Below are 18,671 nucleotides of genomic sequence, written 5' to 3'. Positions count from 1 at the left end.
CTGTCCTCATGGGTGGTGGGCAAAGGCGGGGTGGGATGGCGCCGGCAATTCCGGTGCCTCCTGCTGGTTGTGCGCTTGCGTGACATGGCTGCCGGGCGCCACGCTGCGGGTCAGCCAGACATTGCCGCCGATGACGGAGCCCTGGCCGATGGTCACCCGTCCCAGGATCGTCGCGCCCGCATAAATGACCACGTCATCCTGCACGATGGGGTGGCGCGCCAGTCCCTTTTTCAGCGCGCCGTCGGCGCCGGCGGGAAAGCGCTTGGCGCCCAGGGTGACGGCTTGGTAAATGCGCACCCTGTCACCGAGGATGGCCGTCTCGCCGATCACCACGCCCGTGCCATGATCGATGAAAAAGCTGCTGCCGATGATGGCGCCCGGATGGATGTCGATGCCCGTCTGCGAATGGGCCACTTCGGCGATGATGCGCGCCACCAGAGGCGCGCCCAGTGCATACAGGGTGTGCGCCAGGCGGTAATGGATGATGGCCAGGATGCCCGGATAGCACAGCAGCACTTCGTCGACGCTGTGCGCGGCCGGATCGCCATGGAAGGCGGCCGCCACGTCCGTGTCGAGCTGGGCGCGGATGCGCGGCAGCGCGCGGGCGAAGCGCTGCACGATGGCCAGCGCCTGCTGTTCGATCGACACCGTCTGCTGCAAGCCGTGCTGGCGCGCGTGGTAACTGAGTTCGCGCCGCACCTGTTCGTGCAATCCCGTGAGGGTCGTGTCGAGCGTGTGGCCGACAAAGAAATCCTCGCTCTCCTGCTGCAGGTCGAGGGGCCCCAGGCGCATGGGGAACAGGGCCGCACACAGGGCGCCGACGATATCGCGCAAATGCTGGCGCGACGGGAATTCGCGCGCGCCGCACTCCTGGTTGCTGGCCAGCCCTTCGCGCCACTGCTCGCGCACGGCGCGCAATTCATCGACGATCTGGCGCAATTCCCATTGCGGCTGCGCGGCAAGGGAAGCGGGGGGAATGGCTCGCTGGTTCATGGTGGTCCCGGGAAGAGGTTTAATCTTGCAGCCAAGGCAGCGCATGCCAGCGCCAGCCACCGCTGTGGCCGCGCTGCTGCTGCTCGTCGAGATCGCCCTCGAAGCCTTGCGCGATATTGAAGACGTGCGTGAAACCGGCCTTGGCGGCCGCTTCGGCAGCCGCGGCCGAGCGCTTGCCGCTGCGGCACAGCAGCACCACGACGGCATCCTTGCCGCCCACCTTCGCTTCCAGTTCGCGCGTAAAGCGGGGATTGCGGTTCATGGCCGTGCCGGTCGCCCACGCCACGTGCAGCGAGGCGGGCACATAGCCGACGAAAGTGCGCTCTTCATTCGTGCGCACGTCGACCAGCACGGCCTTGCCGGCCTGCACCAGCTGCCACGCATCCTGCGCGCTGACGATGCCCGCATACGGCAAGCCTCGCGCCTGCGCCTGGGTGCGCGCCAGATTGAGCACTTCGTCAAAAGCCGCCTCGCCATGCGCGGCGCGGGGATCGAAAATCAGTTCTGCAGCAGTCATCTTTCCACCTCTTTATTCCGTCGTCAAAAACCAGCACGAGTCCACTGTAGCGAACTTATGTTGTTCGGAAAACAAATTAAAAAGAGTTTGGAAAGCTGAAAAACGTATATGGAGATATTGCAGCGTAAAGCCGGGGTCAGACCCGCCGGGTCTGACCCCAGAACTTGTTTTGGGGGTGAATTATAAAAAGACCAGAATCAATATGCTCTACGACGCTCTCGTAATAAAAAGCGCGCAGGATCCAAGGCAGCGGCCAATTGACTCTCCAGCGGCAGCGGCTCGCCCTCCAGCTGGCACGCCAGCAGCTCGGCCGCCAGCGGCGCCCAGATCAGGCCGCGCGAAGCGTAACCGAGCAAGCCAAACAGGCCAGGCCAGCGCGGTACGTCGCGCAGGCGCTCGCAGCGGCCTGGCACGCCCGGGTCGGGCAAGGCCCCCGCCAGCGGCAGGCGGTCCGGTGCCATGCAGCGAAAGCCCGTGCGACCCGCCAGCGGCGCGTCGAACGGAGCCACATCAAGGATGTCGGCGATCTTCCCGATATTGTCTTCCTGGCTCGATGGGCGCAAGCTGGTGTCAGCGTCCGCATCGTAGCTGGCGCCCACGCAGACGACGCCCTCGTGCGCCGGCGTCATGTAGGCTTCGCGGCAGACGACGAACGGCAACGATGGCAAGCTGCCTTCGGCCAGGTGCGTGACCTGGCCGCGCACGGCGTCCAGCGGCAAGCCGGCCGCCTGTTCGAAATCCACAGCCCCCGTGCCCGCCGCCAGGATGACGGTGGGCGCCGCCGCGATCAGGGCGCCGTCCGCATCGCGCACTAGCCATTCCTGGTCGCCACGTTCCAGGCGCAGGGCGCTGCTGGAAAAGCGCCGCGTGAGCAAGGCGCCGCAGGCGTTCAGCATGGCCGCGCAGACGGAAGACGGGCGCGCCCAGCCGCCCTGCTCGAACCACCAGGCGCCATCGGGCGCCGGCGCGCCCAGCATGGCGGTCGCCTCGGGCGCTTCCAGCCAGCGGGCGAATTCATGCGGATACAGGCCGCTGGCGGCAATCTGCCGCTGCACCTGCGCATGCGCGCCGTCGCGCGCCAGGTGCAGCACGCCGCTTTGCACACCCTCGATGGCGGCGCCGATGCCGCCCAGGTCTTTCCAGCGGCTCAGCGAATACAGATAGGCGGCACGCACGAGGCGCGTGGCGATATTGTCGTCCTTCGACATCAGCGGCATGAAGATGCCAGCCAGGTTGCCCGACGCCTCGCTGGCCGGCTGCGCGTGGCGCTCGACCAGGGTCACCTTCCAGCCGCGCGCGGCCAGCCGTTCGCAGGCGGCCGCGCCGGCCACGCCCGCGCCGATGACGATGGCGCGGCGCTCGGGCACGGTGACGGCCGCATACTCTGCGCGCCGCGCATAAAACATGGCGCGCAAACGGCTCTCGTCGAAAACAAAACCATGCTTTTGCAGCGCCGCGCGCTGCGCCTCGTCCAGGTGCACGGCTTGCAGGCGGGCGCCGTCGACCATCAGGCGCGCCAGCACCGACGTGGCTGCCGGCACCCAGGCCAGGTGCACTTCATCGACTTGCGCCGACAATTGCGCCAGGCAGGCATCGGCCTCGCCGATCAATACATCGAGCGTAACGAGGCCATCGTGCGAAACCATGCGGTGCAGGCCCGGCACGCAAGGCGGCCACTGTGCGCGCCACTGCTCGGGCAAGTGGCGCGCATCGACGGGACGCGGCGCCAGCGCGATGTAGTGCAGGCGGCGGCCGCCATGCGCCGCACAGGCGGCGCGCAAGCGGGCGCCGTCAAAATCCGTGTCGAGCAGGACCAGTACGCGGCGCATCAGCGCCCCGCGCGGCAAAAGCAGGTGGGCGCATGGTCGTTGACCATGCCGATGCCCTGCATGTAGGCGTAGATGATGGTCGAGCCGACGAACTTGAAACCCAGCTTGAGCAAGTCTTTCGACAGTTTGTCGGACAAGGCCGTCTTGGCGGGAAATGCGCCCGGCTGCCAGCTGTTGACGATGGGCTGGCCATCGACATACGCCCACAAAAAGCTGTCGAGGGTCTGCCCTTGCGCGCGCAGGCGCAAATAGGCTTGCGCATTCGTGATGGCGGCCGCCACCTTCAGGCGGTTGCGCACGATGCCGGGGTCCGCCAGCAGTTGCGCCGCCTTGTCCGGGCCATACGCGGCGATCTTTTCCGCGTCCCATCCGTCGAAGGCGGCGCGGTAGGTGTCGCGCTTGTTGAGGATGGTTTCCCAGCTCAGGCCAGCCTGCGCGCCTTCGAGGTTGAGCATCTCGAACAGCCGGCGCTCGTCGTGGCAAGGTACGCCCCACTCCGTATCGTGATAGTCGAGATAGCGGGGATTGGCCGGATTGGCCCAGGCGCAGCGGGTAATATTCATGGTCGTGTTCTTCGTGTGCAGGCAAATGCCAGTATAGTTTATCGGCCGCGCAGGATGCGTCCCAATTCCTGCAGGCCGTGCACCATCTCGTCCGGGGGAATGGCCGCAAAGCCCAGCAGCAGCCCCGGCGGCGTGGCGCACTCGGACCCGGCCGCCGGATCGGCATAGTGGCCCAGCGGGCGCAGTTCGATACCGCGCGACAGCCCCGCGCGCGACACTGTTTCTTCCTCGTGGCCGGCGCGAAAATACGCACACAGTTCCAGGCCGCTGTCGGCCGGGCCGCACGCCAGCAGGTCGCCCAATTCGCGCGCGATGCCGCGCACCAGCAGGTCGCGCCGCTCGGCATTGCTGTCGCGCGTGCGGCGGATATGGCGGCCAAAGTGTCCCTCGGCGATGAAGTCGGCCAGCGCCATCTGCGGCACGATGGCCGTGTGCCGGTCCATCACGGACTTGGCTTGCACCAGCGCGTCGGCCAGCGCGGGCGGCGCCACCATGTAGCCCAGACGCAGCCCGGGAAACAGCACCTTCGACAGGGTGCCCACGTAGACCACGCAGCCGGCCCGGTCCAGGCTTTGCAGCGAGGCCAGCGGCGCGCCCGCGTAGCGGTATTCGCTGTCGTAATCGTCCTCCACCAGCCACGCCTTGTGCTGCGCGGCCCAGGCCAGCAAGGCCAGGCGGCGGGGCAAGCTCATGCTCACGCCCAGCGGCATCTGGTGCGACGGTGTCACGTACGCCAGCTTCGCCTGCGGGCAATGCGCCACGCCGTACGCCACGTCCAGCCCCTGCGCATCGACGGGAACGGGAAACACGCGCGCGCCGGCCGCGCGCAGCGGGCCGCTGGCGCCCCGGTAGCCGGGCGACTCCATCCAGACCGGATCGCCCGGCGCCAGCAAAATGGTCGACAGCAGGAACAGCGCCTGCTGCGAACCGGAGGTGATGACGATCTGCTGCGGCGTGCACTGCACCCCGCGCGACGCTTTCAGATACACGCACAGCAGCTCGCGCAGCGGCAGGTAGCCGGCCGGGTCGCTGTAGCCGAAATGGTGGTCGGGACGGCGCCAGCGCCGCGCTTCCAGGCGGTTCCACACGTCGAACGGGAAATGGTCGATGCGCGGCATGCCGACACGGAAGGCGCGCAGCGGGCCACGGTGATATGCCACCTGGCGCATGGCCGTCACCACGCCCTGGCCGCGCGCCGACAGGGGCCGCAGCAGGCCCGGCGCGGGGGCGTCCGCCTCGGCCGCCGGCGCGGCCATGGGCACGTCGATGCTGACAAAAGTGCCGCGCCCCACGGCGCCATCGAGATAACCTTCGGCCGTCAGAAGCGCATACGCATTGAGCACCGTCTGGCGCGACACGGCCAGCAGGCGGCAAAAGTCGCGCGTGGGCGGCAGCTGCATGCCGGGACTCATGCGGCCATCGAGGATGGCCGCCTTGATGGCCGCATACAGCTGGCGAAACAGCGGCTCGCTGGCGCCGCGCCGCAACGGCAAGGCGGCGATGATCTGGTTCAGGTGGGATGCAGGCATGGTGGCATTCTTGAATTGGTAGCCTCAAGATAGCACTTATTGGATATTTTAAATAGCCAAGACTGGCGCTAAGATGGCGCATCCCCCTCTACTCTCGCGGAGCACCCATGCATCAGTTTTTCGCCACCGTGGCCTGGCAGCGCGACGGCCAGGATTTTGCCGGCCAGCGCTACAGCCGTGGCCATGAATGGCAGTTCGACGGCGGCCTGACGGTAGCCGCCTCGTCGTCGCCCCTGTCCGTGCCGCTGCCCATGTCGGTGGCGGCAAATATCGATCCGGAAGAAGCGCTGGTGGCGGCCACGTCGAGCTGCCACATGCTGTTCTTCCTGTCGCTGGCAGCGCAGCGCGGCTACGTCATCGACGACTACCGCGACGACGCCGTCGGCGACCTGGGCAAGAATGCGGCAGGCCGCCTGGCCATGACGCGCATCGTGCTGCGTCCGCGCATCGCGTTTGCGGGAACGCCGCCCTCGCCCGAGGCGCTGGCGGCCCTGCACCACGACGCGCACGAGCGCTGCTACATCGCCAATTCGCTGACGGCCGACGTGGTCGTGGAAGGAGCCGATTAAATGTACTCGCCCGCCAGCTTTCGCGAAGAACGCCTAGAGGTGCTGCATGGCTTGATCGACGCGCATCCGCTGGGCGCGCTGGTGCGCCACGATGACGATGGCTTGTGCGCCGACCATCTGCCGTTCGAGATCGCCGCGCCCACGCCCGAGGCCCCATTCGGCATACTGCGCGCCCACGTGGCGCGCGGCAATCCGCTGTGGCGCGCCGCCGGCGGGAACGATGAAGCACTGGTGATCTTCCAGGGCCCGCACGCCTACATCACGCCCGCCTGGTACGCGGAAAAGCAGCGCAGCGGCAAGGAAGTGCCGACCTTCAATTACGCGGTCGTGCATGCCCACGGCCCGCTGCGCGCCATTGACGATGCGGCGTGGCTGCTGGGATTGGTGGAGCGACTGACGGCGCGCCATGAGGCGGGGCTAGCCGCGCCGTGGCAGGTGAGCGATGCGCCGGCCGGCTATATCGAGAAACTCCTGAAAGCCATCGTCGGCATCGAAATCCCCCTCACGCGCATCACGGGCAAATGGAAGCTGGGCCAGAACCGCAGCATGCAGGACCAGGCCAGCATGGCGCATGGCCTGGCGCTGGAGAATCAGCCCGGCGCGGCGCAGGCGCTCGGCGCGCTGATCGCCGCCAACGTCACGCCAGCCAGCTGACGGCCGCCGAAAACGTCAGGAACGACAGCGCCGTCGAGACCAGGATGATGCGGGCGATGCGCGCCGTATTCGCCCCGAAACGCTCCGACAGCAGCGAAACGTTGCTGGCGCTGGGCAGGCACGCCACCAGCACCATGCAGGTCAGCGCGAACGGATCGAGCGGCGCGCCCAGCGCGATGGCCGTGTGGCCGATGCCCCACACCAGCAGCGGATGCAGCAGCAGTTTTTTCAACGCCACGGGTACATATTCCCCCAGCGGCGCCGGGTCGGCCGTGCTCATTTGCGAACGGGCCAGCACGGCGCCGATGGTAAACAGGGCAACGGGCGAGGCGGCATCGGCCAGCAGGCCCACCGTCTGCATCAACGGCTTGGGCAAGGCCAGTTCCAGCCACGACGACATGGCGCCCAGCACGATTGCCCACGGCATCGGATTGCCCAGCATGCCCTTCATGGCGTTGGCGACGGCGGCGCGGCTGCCGTGCGCGCCGCCGCTGCCGATGCGCGACAGGGCGATGCACAAGGAACTGGTAATCAACATGTCGACGACGATGGTGACGATGACGGGGCCCGAGGAACGGGGTCCCAGCAAGGTCAGTAGCAGCGGCACGCCCATGAAACCCGTATTCGGGAAGGCCGCCACCAGCGCGCCGAAGGCGGCGTTGTTCCAGTCGATGCGGTGGCTCAGGGTCATGGCCGTTGTGACGCCCACCATGATCAGGGCGCACAGCAAGTACACGCCGAACACGCTGGCGTCGAGCAACTGCGCGATGGGCGTGGCGGCGCCAAAGCGGTACAACATGCACGGCAGCGCGAAGTACAGGACAAAACTGTTCAAGCCGCCGATGGCGGCCAGCGGCAGCAGTGTGCGCCGCACGGCCAGGTAGCCGCACAGCACCAGGGCGAAGAAGGGAAAGGTGATGGCGAGAATGGTCAGCATGAAACGCCATTGTAGCGCGCGTTACCGGCTGGCCGCCGGGCGCAAAAAAAGGCCGCTCGCGCGGCCCAAGGAGGTTTCGGGGAAAACGCCGCTGGCAGGCTAGGGCTTGAGCTGGGCGCGGATCTCGCCGGCCGGGTAGGCGGCGCTGTGCACGTTCACGTACAGGTTGCCGGCCTGGTAGCTCGCATACTGGGGCGGCGTCAGCATGGTGTTCGGCGGCACGGCAAACATGCCTTCGGCCGTTTTTACGAGCGGCACGATGACGGGGCCGTTGGCGCCCGCCGGCGCTTCATGGATATGCGCGACGGTGGCCACCATGCCCGTATAGCGCACGCCGCCGCTGACGCTGCGGTCTTGGGCGACGCGAATGGTGCTGCTGCCGCTGGCCGTGCTGGTATTGGCCGGTACTTCCTGCGCGCCCGTCAAGGTGACGTCATGGCCACCCGGGTGATGCGGGCCGTGGGAACAGGCGCCCAGCAGGGCCGCCAGCGCCAGCACGGTGGCGGCGCGGCGAGCATATTGTGGTAATGCAGTCATCGCAGTACTCCTTCAACGGACATCGGGTCACGGATGGCGCCACACCCTGCACAGCCGGGCCTGCGCCGCACTTGAATTGCATAGTGCGACGGTAACGCCATGCCGTGCAGTCCGTCTTGCTTTGCGCCAAACTCGGCGCACCTCCGCCAGCGCGTTTTCAGGCCAGATGCCCTTCCGCCACCCAGCCGCGGTTGGCGGCTGGCGCCTTCGGCTTGGGCGCGATGCCGTTGCTTTTTTCCGCATCGAGGATGATGCTGCGCATGCTGTCGCTGGCGGCCGGCCCTGGCGCAAACGCGTAATACTCATCATTGATGGGCAAGCCCGTCGTCGCGTCGACCAGCACCGGGTCGGCGGCCAGGCCCGTGTCGCGGCTGGCGATGACGAGGCTGGCGCCTTCCGGCGCAAAGTTTTCATTGCCCCAGGCGATAAACGCCAGCAAGACGGGCTTGAAGGCGCGCCCGGACTTGGTCAGCACATAGTCGTAGCGGGGCGGCTTGGCGCAATACAGGCGGCGCGTCATCAAGCCGCCCTCCACCAGGTCGGCCAGGCGGCGCGTCAGGATGGTGGGCGCGATCTTGAGGCTTTTTTCAAATTCGTCGAAGCGCGTCTTGCCATAAAACGCTTCGCGCAGGATGAGGATGCTCCACCATTCGCCCACCTTGCCCAGGCTGCGGGCAATCGGGCAAGGCAGATTATTAAAATTGGTATGTTTCATGGCCATCTCCTCACATTGATTCAACACAACAATCGAAAGTATTTAAGTTGCAACACGGAAACTTAGTGACTATCATTTTGAAAGTGAGGTGCTTGCCCTTGCGGCGGGCTGAAAATACACGAAAACTCACACTTTCCTTGTTCAAGTACAATCATGGCTGGTTCTGCTCCCCCAATCCCGGTGCGAAAAACGGTGCCAGCCACGCCTTCCAGCGCTGCTGCCCACGCCCGTTTTTCACTCGATGCGTTCACGATGACCCCTTTGAAGCTTGCCGTACTGCCTGCCCTGCTCGCCCTGTCCCTTTGCCAGACCACCACCGCCGGTACCGCCGCTTCCGCAACGCTGCAGGCCACCTTCGTCGTGCAGGAAGCGTGCACCGTCGTCTCGCAGCGCAGCGGCACCCAGGTGCACTGCCAGCACAACACGCCCTATCTGCTGCACCAGCAGGCAACGCCATCGGGCGCCGGCCTCGTTACCGTCACGTTCTAAAAATAAATCGTTGCCGTCACCGTGTCCTTGTAGTCGCCGGGGCGCGGCGACACCTGCGCCGGCACGCGGCCGTAAATCGTCAGCGGCACGCTGGCGCCCGTGCCCGTGCCTGTCACCATGCTTGTGCCCGCCGTGCCATCGCCCCATGGCGCACCATCGAGGCTGGCTGACAGCAGGTAGCTGACCTTGTCCGTCGTTAAGAGGTTTTTCATTTGCCGGTTGGCCACGTTGGCCGCCACGCTGCCGCCATTGAGGGCAATCTGGTAGGCGTTGTTATTCACGCAGCGCACCGACAAGGTGCTGGTGCTGCGCAAGTTGCCCGTCAGGATGGAGGCGTTGGCGAACGCCATCGGGCTGGCCGCGATGGTGCAATCGTTGACGGCCGTGGCACTCACCGTGAAACCGAAGCTGCCGCTGGTGGCCGTGCAACCCTGCAGGTTGACGAGGCCATACGTCGTGTACGTGTAGGTGCCCACGCCGGCAAAGCTCGACGTATAGATGGTATTGGCATTGGCGACCGTGGGCACGGCGGCCAGCGCCGTGCCGGCAGGAATCTTGGCGTACACGGTAAAGGTGGTGGAATACGTGCCGGGCGGGGCCAGCAAGCCGGCCGACAGGATCATGCCAAAGGTCGATGGCGCGCCCGCCACGCCGGCGCCGCCCCAGATCTTCGCCGTCGCATACGAATTGTCCACATACACGTTGTATTCCATGCGATTGCTACCGTTGCCCAGCTTGCGCGGCAGGGCCGACGTGGAATTCGTGCCCAGTCCCAGCGAAATGCACACTTGCGCGTTGGGCGTGAGCAACTGCCCCAGGTTCAGCGACGAAAACAGGCAGCTGAAGGTGCCCGTGGCCTGCGCCACGTAGTCGGTGCCGGAAATCGGGCTGACGGAGCCGAAATTGATATTCGTCATGCTGACCGTGCAGGTATCGGCCGCCTGCGCCCCACTGCCCCAGGCGCAGCCCAGCAGCAAGGTCAGCCATAGCAGCAGGCGGCGCATCAGCGTCCTCCCCCGGCGCCAGCGCAGCGCAACGGGCCGATCACGGGCAAGCCGCCCGCGGCCGGACGCACATACGCAAAGCCGACCGTGCACGCGCTGTCGCCCTCGCCCACTTGCAGCTGATTCTGTTCGCGCAGGTCGTCGACGAAAATGATGCCGTCAAATCCCACGACCGTCTGCTTGCCGCTTTGCACATGCAGCACGGGCAAGCCCGTGGTCAGCGGCTTGCCATCGGCGCCTTGCACGATGACGGTGGCGGCGCTGTAGCGTTCGACGGGAAAGGCCGCCAGCACGCCGGCAAGGTGTTGCGGCACGACAGTCATATTGGTCACGGGCACGCGCGCGTCGACGTCGAGTTCATCGGTGGCGATGCTGATCTGGTTATTGCCATAGGGATTCAAATTCGGCACCAGCAGATAGCCGCTCCTGCCCGTCACGCCGATCTGGCGGTTTTCATGCAGCACAGGAATATTGCCCACGCCGCCAGTGGAGACCAGCGCAAAACCGTTGCCCACCTGACGCGCCGTCTCGACATGGCCATCCATCAGCACCAGCGCGCCGGCCGCGCCCAGCGAAGAGGCATTGCCCATGCTGCTGCTTTGCGTGCGCGCGCTCACGCGGCCGTCATTGCCCAGGTATTCCACTTGCGCTTGCCGGTAGGCATTGCCGCCAACCGTGCCAGCTTGCAAGTTCCAGCCAAAGCCGCCGCCAAAGTCCGCCGCGCGCTGCGCGCTGACGCTGCGGCCGCTCTCGCCGTTTTGCCGGCTGCCGCTCGTGCTGATGGACAGATTGTTGTCGAAGGCCATGCTCAGGCCGACATAAAATCCCCGCTTCTCGCGTTGCCGCAAATCCTGGAACAGGCTGGCGTTCAGGAACAGGCCGTGAAACAGGGTGGCCGAATAGCCCAGGGTGGCCAGCTTCGATGGCGGCGCGCCGGGCGTGCGGTAGCTGATATAGCTGCTGCTGATGCTGCTGCCCGCCGGCAAGGGCAAGCTCACGGTGACGCGGTCCGCCGCGCGCACCACGGGACTGCCGTCGCGCGAAGCCAGGTCGCCAAACCGGGCGCTGGCGCGCACGCTTTGCACGTCGACGCTGAAGCGCGGCCCCATGTACTGGTAGCCGGCGCCCAGCTGCACGCCACGGCTATGGCCGGCGCTGGCCGACAGCGAGCCGCTGAGCACGCCCGCCTGGCCCAGCCGCACCAGCGCGCCCGCCCCCGCCTGATACAGGCCGGCAGCAAGTTCCGCATGGCCTTCGATGGTGAAGTTGTCGCTGACGCCGTGGCGGACAGAAGCGCTGGCAACGAGCTGGCGTTCATAGCCGAACAGGCGGCGGCCATAGTCGCGCCGCACGGCGCCCGCCTCGAACGAATAATCGCTCAAGCCGCTGGCCAGCATGCGCGTATCGACGTACAGGGGCAGCACGGTCGTCACGCTGCGCCCCAGCGCGTCGCGCGTGATGAGGGTGGCTTGCCCGGCGCCATTGATGCCGGCCACCTGGTTCAGCACGAACGGGCCGCTGGGCACGCTGGCAGCATATTGCTGCACGCCATTGACGTACAGGCTCAGCGACGAGGGCACGAGCGCCGTGCCATCGACGGAGGCGACGGGAAAGGTCAGCAGGTCGGGACGCAGCTGGAAATTCTTGCGCCACTGTACGCCGCCCACGCGCACGGCGCGGCTCCAGCTGAGCGAAGACGAAATCAGGTCGCCCACTTGCCACGTTTGCAGGGTCTCGGGGTCGGCATGGCTCCAGAAGGTGTCAAAGCGCATGTACTTGCGCTGGTCCGACCCCAGGTTCACGGTGCCGGTATTGCTGAACACGCCGCTGTCATTGAAATAGCGCAAGTCGTTGAAGATGGCGGCGCGCCGCGTCCGGCCCAGTTCCGCATAGGCTTCGTAATTGAGGACGGCGCCGGGCGTGACGCTCGACGGCGGCGTCTGCGGGGCCAGGCGCGCGTTGATGCGGTACGGCGAACGCAAGTCGTCCGCCACCTGCAGCGACACGCTCTGGCGCGCCGCATCATAGTCATAGCTGAGTCCGGGAATCGCATCGAGCGCCACCTCGGTCTGACCGGGTGCGACCAGGCGCGCCGGGTCCAGCCCCAGCTGCTGCAAGTTCGCCACACTGCTGCGCAAGCCTTTGCCCACCTGGGTAAAGCGCAAGATCAGCCCGGTTGATTCAGCATTCACAGTCACCTCCAGATACAGTTCATTCGGCGCCATCGGATCGCTCGGCAAGCTGGCCGGACCCGGATCGGCGCCCGTCTCGGCGGCAGATCCATCGGCCCTGGCCCCCGGTGCCATGGCCAGCAACAGCAACAGCAAGGATGCCAGTGCGCGTCTCATGGTTTAACCCGGTTCGCGGCAAGCCCGCCCGCCATGGCGGCCCAGTTCAAGGTGTCGAATTCGTGGCAACGAGCGCCTTTGCATTCACGTTTGCCGCAATACTCAACGGTCCATCCAGTTCAGCCTCGCTGGCGACGGGCAGGCGCCATACGCGCATGCGTGCCGCCAGGACATAGCCAAACAGCCCCTTGCTGACGACAAATTCCTTGCCCGCCTGGTTCGTCAACGTCATCGCACCGATCTGCGCATGGAAATTGCCGCTGTTCTTGACGCGCAACATCCACTCACCCCGCTCGCGAAAGACTTGCCAGTCGAGTATTTCCTTGCCCGGCGCACCGGCCGGCAGCACGAACACGGGCACCGAGTAGCGCAGGCGGATATCGACGCCGCTGCGGCCCGCCGCATCCTCGCGGCTGACTTCATCGATGAGCACGCGATACGTTTTTTCCTGCGCGACGGGGCCAGCCTGGGCACGCACGAGGCGGATGGTCTGCCGGCTGTTGGCGGCGATTTCGACGATGGGCGGACTGGCCACCAGTTCCTGTGTCGGCGCCAAGGTTTCCTCTCCATCGCGCTGCTCCCAGGCGAACACCCGCACCTGCCCGTAGATGGGCTGGTCGCCGAGGTTTTGCAGGCTGATGCCGGCCGCGTTCTGTGGGGCGCGCAAATTGAGCGTCACCGGCGAAATCTGCAGATTGGCGCCGTGCGCGCCCGCCGCACAGCAAGCCAGCAGCGCCAGCACGCTTTTCATCAGGGAAACAGCACCGGCCTTCACGCGGCGCCTGGCTTAAAAGTACACGGTGGCCGTGATGGTCGACTTGTAGGTATCGGGCGCCGGCGTCGCCTGCGGCGGAATATTGCCGTACACCGTGATCGGCTGCGATGAGCCGTTGCCGGTGCCGCCGACGGTATTCGTGCCCTGGGTATCGCCCCACAAGGTACTGCCGGCCGTCTGGTACAGATTGAATTGCACCGTCCCCAGGTTGCCGCCCGTGCCGCTCATATAGCGCGTGGTGCCGCTCGATCCCGTGCCCGAGCCGGCCGTCAAGCCCACGTTATACAGCGTGGTATTGGTGCAGGTGACGTTCACGGTCGTATTGACGTTCACGGCAGTAGCCAGTACACCCTGACTTTGGCCAAAGTCGAGATTGGCCGCCGCGATGGTGCAGTTGGCGATGATTTTCAGGGTGACGTCAAAGGTGGTGGTGGCGTTGCCGTTCAGATATACGGCGGCGTCGGCGTCACGCGGCAGGAGCGCCGTGGCGGCAACCGCCACGCTGGCGGCAACGATAAGGCGGGGAAAAATAACTCGCAACATGATACCTCCTGATGATGGAACATCATTAATGAGCCCACCAATATGAGGGGCGTCGAGGATAGTCACGGTATTGCCGGCGTTTTCTTGGGCACGCAAACCAGGACGACAAAATACTTGTGCCGAGAGTCAGGAACCCGGGGACTCCGGCATTGTTTGCAGCATTTGCAAAACAGATTTTTTTGCAATCGACATTGCTTAAAATCAATGCATGAGTGGATTATTGGCGATCTGGGAAATCCGCGCTTCTTCTGGCGGAGAAACATCTTTTGAAATACGAGAAAAGCAGAAAAAAAAGAAAAAGCGAGGCATAATAAGCCACAACTTGCTATTTGGTTAAGTCATCCATGCCATGCCATTGACCAGCGAAACCGTCAAAAAGAATATCCTGCTCGTGGACGATTCCGCGTTCGAGCAGCGCATGCTGATGGAGCTGCTCAGTGAGCAGCCCTACCGCTTCAGCATTGCCTTCAATGGCTACCAGGGCTACCAGCTGGCATTGGCCACGCACCCCGACCTGATCCTGCTCGACGTGCGCATGCCCGAGATGGATGGCTACACGGCGTGCCGTTTGCTCAAGGCCAATCCCGAGACGGAAGAGATTCCCGTGATCTTTCTCAGCGGCGCCGATGCCGCCAAGGAACGCGTCATGGGCTTGCAGGTGGGCGGCGTCGACTACATTTCCAAGCCCTTCCTGCCGGAAGAACTGGCCGCACGCATCCATATCCACCTGGGTTTGATGCGTAAAAGCAACAGTACCTTGCCGGCCGCGCCCCAAGTCAGCGACCGGCAGCAACATCCGGACCTCGTGTTCGTCAATGCCGTCAAACAACTGATTCTCGACAACCTGGGCAGCCTGCCCAACCTGTCCGACATCTCCCGCAGCGTGGGCACCTACCGCGAAAAGCTGACCCTGATGTTCCGCGAGCAGACAGGCATGACGGTCTTCGCCTTCATCCGCGAAGCGCGCATCGCCCGCGGCGTGGAATTGCTGCAGCAGACCGAGATCGACGTGCAGGATATCGCCCTGCTGATCGGCTTTCACAACGCGGGCAACTTTGCCACGGCCTTCCGCGAACGCATGGGCGTCACGCCCAGCGCCTACCGCCAGCGCCTGCATGAGCAGACGGGGCAGCGGCAGGCGACTGGCTAGAACTTGTAATTCAGCTTGAGCGACGCGAAGCGCCCGCGCGGATCGGCCTGCGTATAGTCGAAGCCCGAAGCCGAGTAATCCCACGGCGCGCGCTTGTTGGCCAGGTTCTGCACGATGAAGGTGACGTTCGCCTTTGGCGTGACCTGCCAGCTGGTGGTGACGTCGAAGGTGCTGAAGGCCGCCACGGATTCATCCAGGTGCGTATTCTGCGCATAACTGCCCACGTAATTCCAGGTGAGCGTGGACGACCACTTGCCCTGCTCCCAGGTGGCCGACGTGACCCCGCGCCATTTCGGAATCGAACCGAAATAATTCGTGCCGGCGCCATCGGTCAGCGGCGCGCCATCCGACAGCGGTTCGGCAAAGCGCAGCACGCGGCTCAGCTGACCGGCCAGGGTCAGCTTGCCCCAATCCTTGTCGACGAAGCGCTGGCGCAGGTCCAGGTCGATGCCCGACACTTCGCGCTGGCCCTGGTTGCGGTACTGGCGATACAGGGTCGTGATGCGGCCATCGGCGTCGCGCGTGATCTTCTGCGGCGCCGACGCTTCGTTGGCGAGGGTGGTGGTGGCGCTTTCCGTGCCGATCACGCCATCTTGCTTGATGCGGTAGTAATCGAGGCCGATGCTCGAACTGCTGGTCGGCGACACCACCACGCCCAGGTTCAGGTTATTCGACCGTTCCGGACGCAGCGCCGTATTGGCGATGGTAATGGCCGTCACGCCGCGCGTCTGCGTGGGCGTGATCGGGTCGCGCGGATCGAGCACGCTGACATAGCTGACGGCCGTGCTTTGCGTGATTTCCGGCAGCGACGGCGCACGGAAGCCGCGCGACACGGTGCCGCGCACCAGCAGCCACGGCGCCGCCTGGTAGCGCGCGCTGGCTTTCGGCGAAAACGCATTGCCGAAATCGCTGTAATGGTCGGCGCGGCCCGCCAGGTTGACGGACAGGTCTTTCACGACGGGCACGTTGAATTCGGCAAACAGGGCCGACACGCTGCGCGAACCGTTGATGATGTTGATGGCCGGGCGCAGCTCCGTGCCCGACAGCACGGCCGTCGAGGTTTGCGAATCCATCTTTTCGCGGCGCCACTGGGCACCCGCGGCAAAGCCCAACGGACCGGCTGGCAATTGCCACAGGTCTTTCGCGGCCGAGAAATCGACGGTGTCGAGAGTCGACTCGGCCGGACGCAAGGTCGACAGGCGCAGGCGGTTGCGCACGGCTTCGCTGTTTTGCGACTGGTCGAAGAAGTTATAGCTGCCGTCAGCCAGCACCTTCTGGAATTCGTAGCGGTTGACGAAGTTCTGCACGGTTTCTTCCAGCTTGCTGCTCGAGTGCCCCACGGCCGCATCCCAGTCCCAGCCCGCCAGCGTGCCTTTCACGCCCGCCAGCGCGCGGTAGAACGTGACCTTGTCCTGCTTCAGGCGCGGCCCCAGGTCGAACAGGGTGGCCGTGAACGGCAAGGGCGTGGCGCCCGGATTGTTCGGGTGGCCCACGGGCAGCACGACGGGTATCGTGTCGAGCGCCTGCGTGGCGTTGTTCCACACGCGCGTGGCATTGTTGACGGTGAGCGGCGCGCTGAAGGTCTGGTCGGCGCGCGAATAGCTGTGCAGCAAATCGACGTACGCTTCCGTGTCCGCATTCAGTTTGAAGGTGGCGCGCGCGGCCGTGTGCACGCGCTGGATGCCGGGTATCAGGGTTTTATATGGCGACGGGTTATACGCCAGCACCTGCCCCGTCTTGCCGGGCGAGATGTCGCCATAATTGACCAGTTCCAGCGGGCTGCGCACGCCGCCCAGGGTTCGCGTGGGGTCGCTGCCCGCATAATTGGTGGCGACCCAGCCCAGCGCGCCACGCTGCTGCTTGCGGAAATCCGCGTCGCGCATCCACGCCACGTCGCTTTGCTGCAGCTTGTCGCGCTGCTGCGCGTCGATCGAGAAGACCAGACTGTAGCCGTCTTCCTCGAGCTTGCCGAAACCCGTCTGCAGCGCCGCGCTCTTTTCATGCTGGCCCGTGCCTTCGGTCGAGCCGCCCCACTGCGCCGTGATGTCCGTGCCCGTGAATTCCTTGTACAGGATGATGTTGACGACGCCGGCCACGGCGTCGGAACCGTAGATGGACGAAGCGCCATCCTTGAGCACCTCGATGCGCTGCACGGCCGCCATCGGCAGGCTGTTCAGGTCGACAAAGGTTTCCTGCAGATTTTGCGCCGTCGCATAGCTGGCCACGCGCTTGCCGTTCACCAGGATCAGGGTATTTTTCTGGCCGATGCCGCGCAGCGACAGGCCCGACGTGCCGGCCGAGAAACTGCCCGTATATTGTTCGTTATAGCTGTTGCCGCTGTTGGCGGAAATGGCGCGCAGCACATCCGACACGCTGGTCTTGCCGCTGGCTTTCAATTCCTTGGCCGTGATGACCTGCACGGCGCTGGCGCCCTCCTTTTCGCTGACGCGGATATTCGATCCGGTGACGTTGACGCGCAGCATGTCGTCCTCGGCGTGGGCGATGCTGGAGACGGCGGGAAAGGCGGCGGCGATGGCAAGACTGATGGCGAGTGGTTTGAACATGGTTTCCTCTTATTGGGATTGCAGCCTTTTTCAGATAAAAAAGGCCGAGCAGGGGCACGCGGACCGGATGGGCCTGCGGGCAAAACGACGACGGGGGATGAAGGAATTACGGGATGCGTGGACGGGCACGCATCGGCATCCACTGCGCCATGCATTGCATGGTCAGCTGGTGCCGGGCGGCGTAAAAACAGGCAGAAAGGGTAAAGCGCAACATAAAAGACACCGGTAAGCGGGGAAAGGTCACTATATCCCGGTGTCTTTATGGGGTGAACGAATTAAAAATTGAATGTATATACGATTTGGATCTAAGGACTTGGTTTTTGGCAATATCAGGTGTCGGCCAGCGCCTGCGGCATGGCCGCCGCGCGGCGTGCCTGCACGTTCCACCAGTACCAGGAAATGACGGCGTTGACCCAGTAGGCCGCATACAGCACGGCCGTCAGGTGCAGGCCGCGGCTGTAGTAGAGCGGCACGGCCACCGTGTTGACCAGCAGCCAGAAGGCCCACGTCTCGATGCGCCGGCTCATCAGCAGGAATTGCGCGATGATGCTAAATACCAACACCGCCGAATCGATGAACGGTGCGTAGGCATTCGTGAAGCGGTGCAGCAGCATGCCGTAGATCACCACGGAGGCGATGCCGGCCGGTACCACCCAGGCCAGGCTGCGCCAGCCCGTGCGCGTGATCGGCAAGGGCTTGCCGCCGGCGCCGCGCCGCCATTGCAGCCAGCCGATGACGCAGGTGACGATGAAAAACAGCTGCAGCATCACGTCGGCATACAGGTTGACCTGGAAAAACAGCACGGCAAACAGCACGCAGCCGACGATGCCGATCCACCAGGAATGAATGTTGTTGCGTCCGGCCAGGACGATGGAGGCAGTCATCAAGACATTGGCGGCGATTTCGAGCGGGGGAGTCAAGCGGATTTCCTTGGAATGAAGGCACGCCGCCACTA

Annotated in this window: 18 protein-coding genes; 4 read left to right on the top strand and 14 right to left on the bottom strand. The window is 64.9% G+C overall.

Annotated elements, in window-relative coordinates; all coding sequences use genetic code 11:
- Positions 1–6: 6 nt before the first annotated feature.
- From epsC to pdxR, 5 genes are all read right to left on the bottom strand, one after another.
- Positions 7–993, bottom strand: a complete 987-nt coding sequence (epsC, locus tag VM94_RS03240; protein WP_046682162.1) for a serine O-acetyltransferase EpsC — start codon at positions 991–993, stop codon at positions 7–9.
- Positions 994–1,012: 19 nt separating this feature from the next.
- On the bottom strand, positions 1,013–1,510 hold the full coding sequence (locus tag VM94_RS03235) for a rhodanese-like domain-containing protein (RefSeq protein WP_082127529.1): 498 nt from the start codon (positions 1,508–1,510) through the stop codon (positions 1,013–1,015).
- 197 nt (positions 1,511–1,707) lie between these two features.
- The gene (gene mnmC, locus VM94_RS03230) at positions 1,708–3,339 is read right to left on the bottom strand and encodes an FAD-dependent 5-carboxymethylaminomethyl-2-thiouridine(34) oxidoreductase MnmC (protein ID WP_046682249.1); all 1,632 of its coding nucleotides are present in this window, start codon (positions 3,337–3,339) and stop codon (positions 1,708–1,710) included.
- Entirely contained in the window at positions 3,339–3,902 is a 564-nt protein-coding gene (locus VM94_RS03225) for a DNA-3-methyladenine glycosylase I (protein WP_046682161.1), read from the bottom strand. Before VM94_RS03225 ends, mnmC begins: the two co-directional genes overlap by 1 nt.
- Before the next feature lie 38 nt (positions 3,903–3,940).
- Positions 3,941–5,431: a MocR-like pyridoxine biosynthesis transcription factor PdxR gene (gene pdxR, locus VM94_RS03220; protein WP_046682160.1), complete on the bottom strand. Its 1,491-nt coding sequence runs from the start codon at positions 5,429–5,431 to the stop codon at positions 3,941–3,943.
- A gap of 107 nt (positions 5,432–5,538) precedes the next feature.
- Here pdxR and VM94_RS03215 point away from each other — a divergent pair, with 107 nt between their 5' ends.
- Together VM94_RS03215 and VM94_RS03210 are read left to right on the top strand one after the other, a co-directional pair.
- The gene (locus tag VM94_RS03215) at positions 5,539–6,000 is read left to right on the top strand and encodes an OsmC family protein (RefSeq protein WP_046682159.1); all 462 of its coding nucleotides are present in this window, start codon (positions 5,539–5,541) and stop codon (positions 5,998–6,000) included.
- A complete protein-coding gene (locus tag VM94_RS03210; RefSeq protein ID WP_046682158.1) occupies positions 6,001–6,654 on the top strand; it encodes an FMN-binding negative transcriptional regulator in 654 nt (217 codons plus the stop codon).
- Here VM94_RS03210 and VM94_RS03205 read toward each other — a convergent pair.
- The 3 genes from VM94_RS03205 to VM94_RS03195 form a co-directional block, all read right to left on the bottom strand.
- On the bottom strand, positions 6,638–7,591 hold the full coding sequence (locus tag VM94_RS03205; RefSeq protein ID WP_046682157.1) for an AEC family transporter: 954 nt from the start codon (positions 7,589–7,591) through the stop codon (positions 6,638–6,640). The genes VM94_RS03210 and VM94_RS03205 overlap by 17 nt on opposite strands.
- Positions 7,592–7,690: 99 nt before the next feature.
- Entirely contained in the window at positions 7,691–8,128 is a 438-nt protein-coding gene (locus tag VM94_RS03200) for a CHRD domain-containing protein (RefSeq protein ID WP_052755490.1), read from the bottom strand.
- Positions 8,129–8,285: 157 nt separating this feature from the next.
- Positions 8,286–8,843: a winged helix-turn-helix transcriptional regulator gene (locus tag VM94_RS03195; protein WP_046682247.1), complete on the bottom strand. Its 558-nt coding sequence runs from the start codon at positions 8,841–8,843 to the stop codon at positions 8,286–8,288.
- A 252-nt stretch (positions 8,844–9,095) separates the two neighbouring features.
- Between VM94_RS03195 and VM94_RS03190 the strand changes: the two genes are divergently transcribed.
- On the top strand, positions 9,096–9,332 hold the full coding sequence (locus VM94_RS03190; protein WP_046682156.1) for a hypothetical protein: 237 nt from the start codon (positions 9,096–9,098) through the stop codon (positions 9,330–9,332).
- Here VM94_RS03190 and VM94_RS03185 read toward each other — a convergent pair.
- Genes VM94_RS03185 through VM94_RS03170 form a run of 4 tightly spaced genes read right to left on the bottom strand, consistent with a single transcriptional unit; the run spans position 9,329 to position 14,002 of the window.
- A complete protein-coding gene (locus VM94_RS03185; RefSeq protein WP_046682155.1) occupies positions 9,329–10,336 on the bottom strand; it encodes a Csu type fimbrial protein in 1,008 nt (335 codons plus the stop codon). The two genes, VM94_RS03190 and VM94_RS03185, sit on opposite strands and share 4 nt — an antisense overlap.
- Entirely contained in the window at positions 10,336–12,684 is a 2,349-nt protein-coding gene (locus VM94_RS03180) for a fimbria/pilus outer membrane usher protein (RefSeq protein ID WP_052755488.1), read from the bottom strand. Before VM94_RS03180 ends, VM94_RS03185 begins: the two co-directional genes overlap by 1 nt.
- 46 nt (positions 12,685–12,730) lie before the next feature.
- Positions 12,731–13,459 (bottom strand): fimbrial biogenesis chaperone, encoded by a 729-nt coding sequence (locus VM94_RS03175; RefSeq protein ID WP_235432802.1) that lies wholly within the window; start codon positions 13,457–13,459, stop codon positions 12,731–12,733.
- Positions 13,460–13,471: 12 nt separating this feature from the next.
- Complete coding sequence (locus tag VM94_RS03170) at positions 13,472–14,002, bottom strand: Csu type fimbrial protein (RefSeq protein ID WP_046682153.1); 531 nt, start codon at positions 14,000–14,002, stop codon at positions 13,472–13,474.
- Between the two features lie 349 nt (positions 14,003–14,351).
- Here VM94_RS03170 and VM94_RS03165 point away from each other — a divergent pair, with 349 nt between their 5' ends.
- Positions 14,352–15,152, top strand: a complete 801-nt coding sequence (locus tag VM94_RS03165; RefSeq protein ID WP_046682152.1) for a response regulator transcription factor — start codon at positions 14,352–14,354, stop codon at positions 15,150–15,152.
- On the opposite strand, the gene VM94_RS03160 is transcribed toward VM94_RS03165, so the two are convergent.
- The gene (locus tag VM94_RS03160; protein WP_046682151.1) at positions 15,149–17,716 is read right to left on the bottom strand and encodes a TonB-dependent receptor; all 2,568 of its coding nucleotides are present in this window, start codon (positions 17,714–17,716) and stop codon (positions 15,149–15,151) included. The genes VM94_RS03165 and VM94_RS03160 overlap by 4 nt on opposite strands.
- Positions 17,717–18,045: 329 nt before the next feature.
- Positions 18,046–18,636 carry a nicotinamide riboside transporter PnuC gene (gene pnuC, locus VM94_RS03155; protein WP_082127528.1) on the bottom strand — a complete coding sequence of 197 codons (591 nt, stop codon included), beginning with the start codon at positions 18,634–18,636 and terminating at the stop codon, positions 18,046–18,048.
- Positions 18,637–18,671: the final 35 nt, after the last annotated feature.

This window comes from Janthinobacterium sp. KBS0711 (assembly GCF_000988085.1).
Classification (GTDB): domain Bacteria; phylum Pseudomonadota; class Gammaproteobacteria; order Burkholderiales; family Burkholderiaceae_D; genus Janthinobacterium; species Janthinobacterium lividum_E.
The sequence above is the reverse complement of the archived record's forward strand: the minus strand, read 5'-3'. Positions and strand labels throughout refer to the sequence as shown.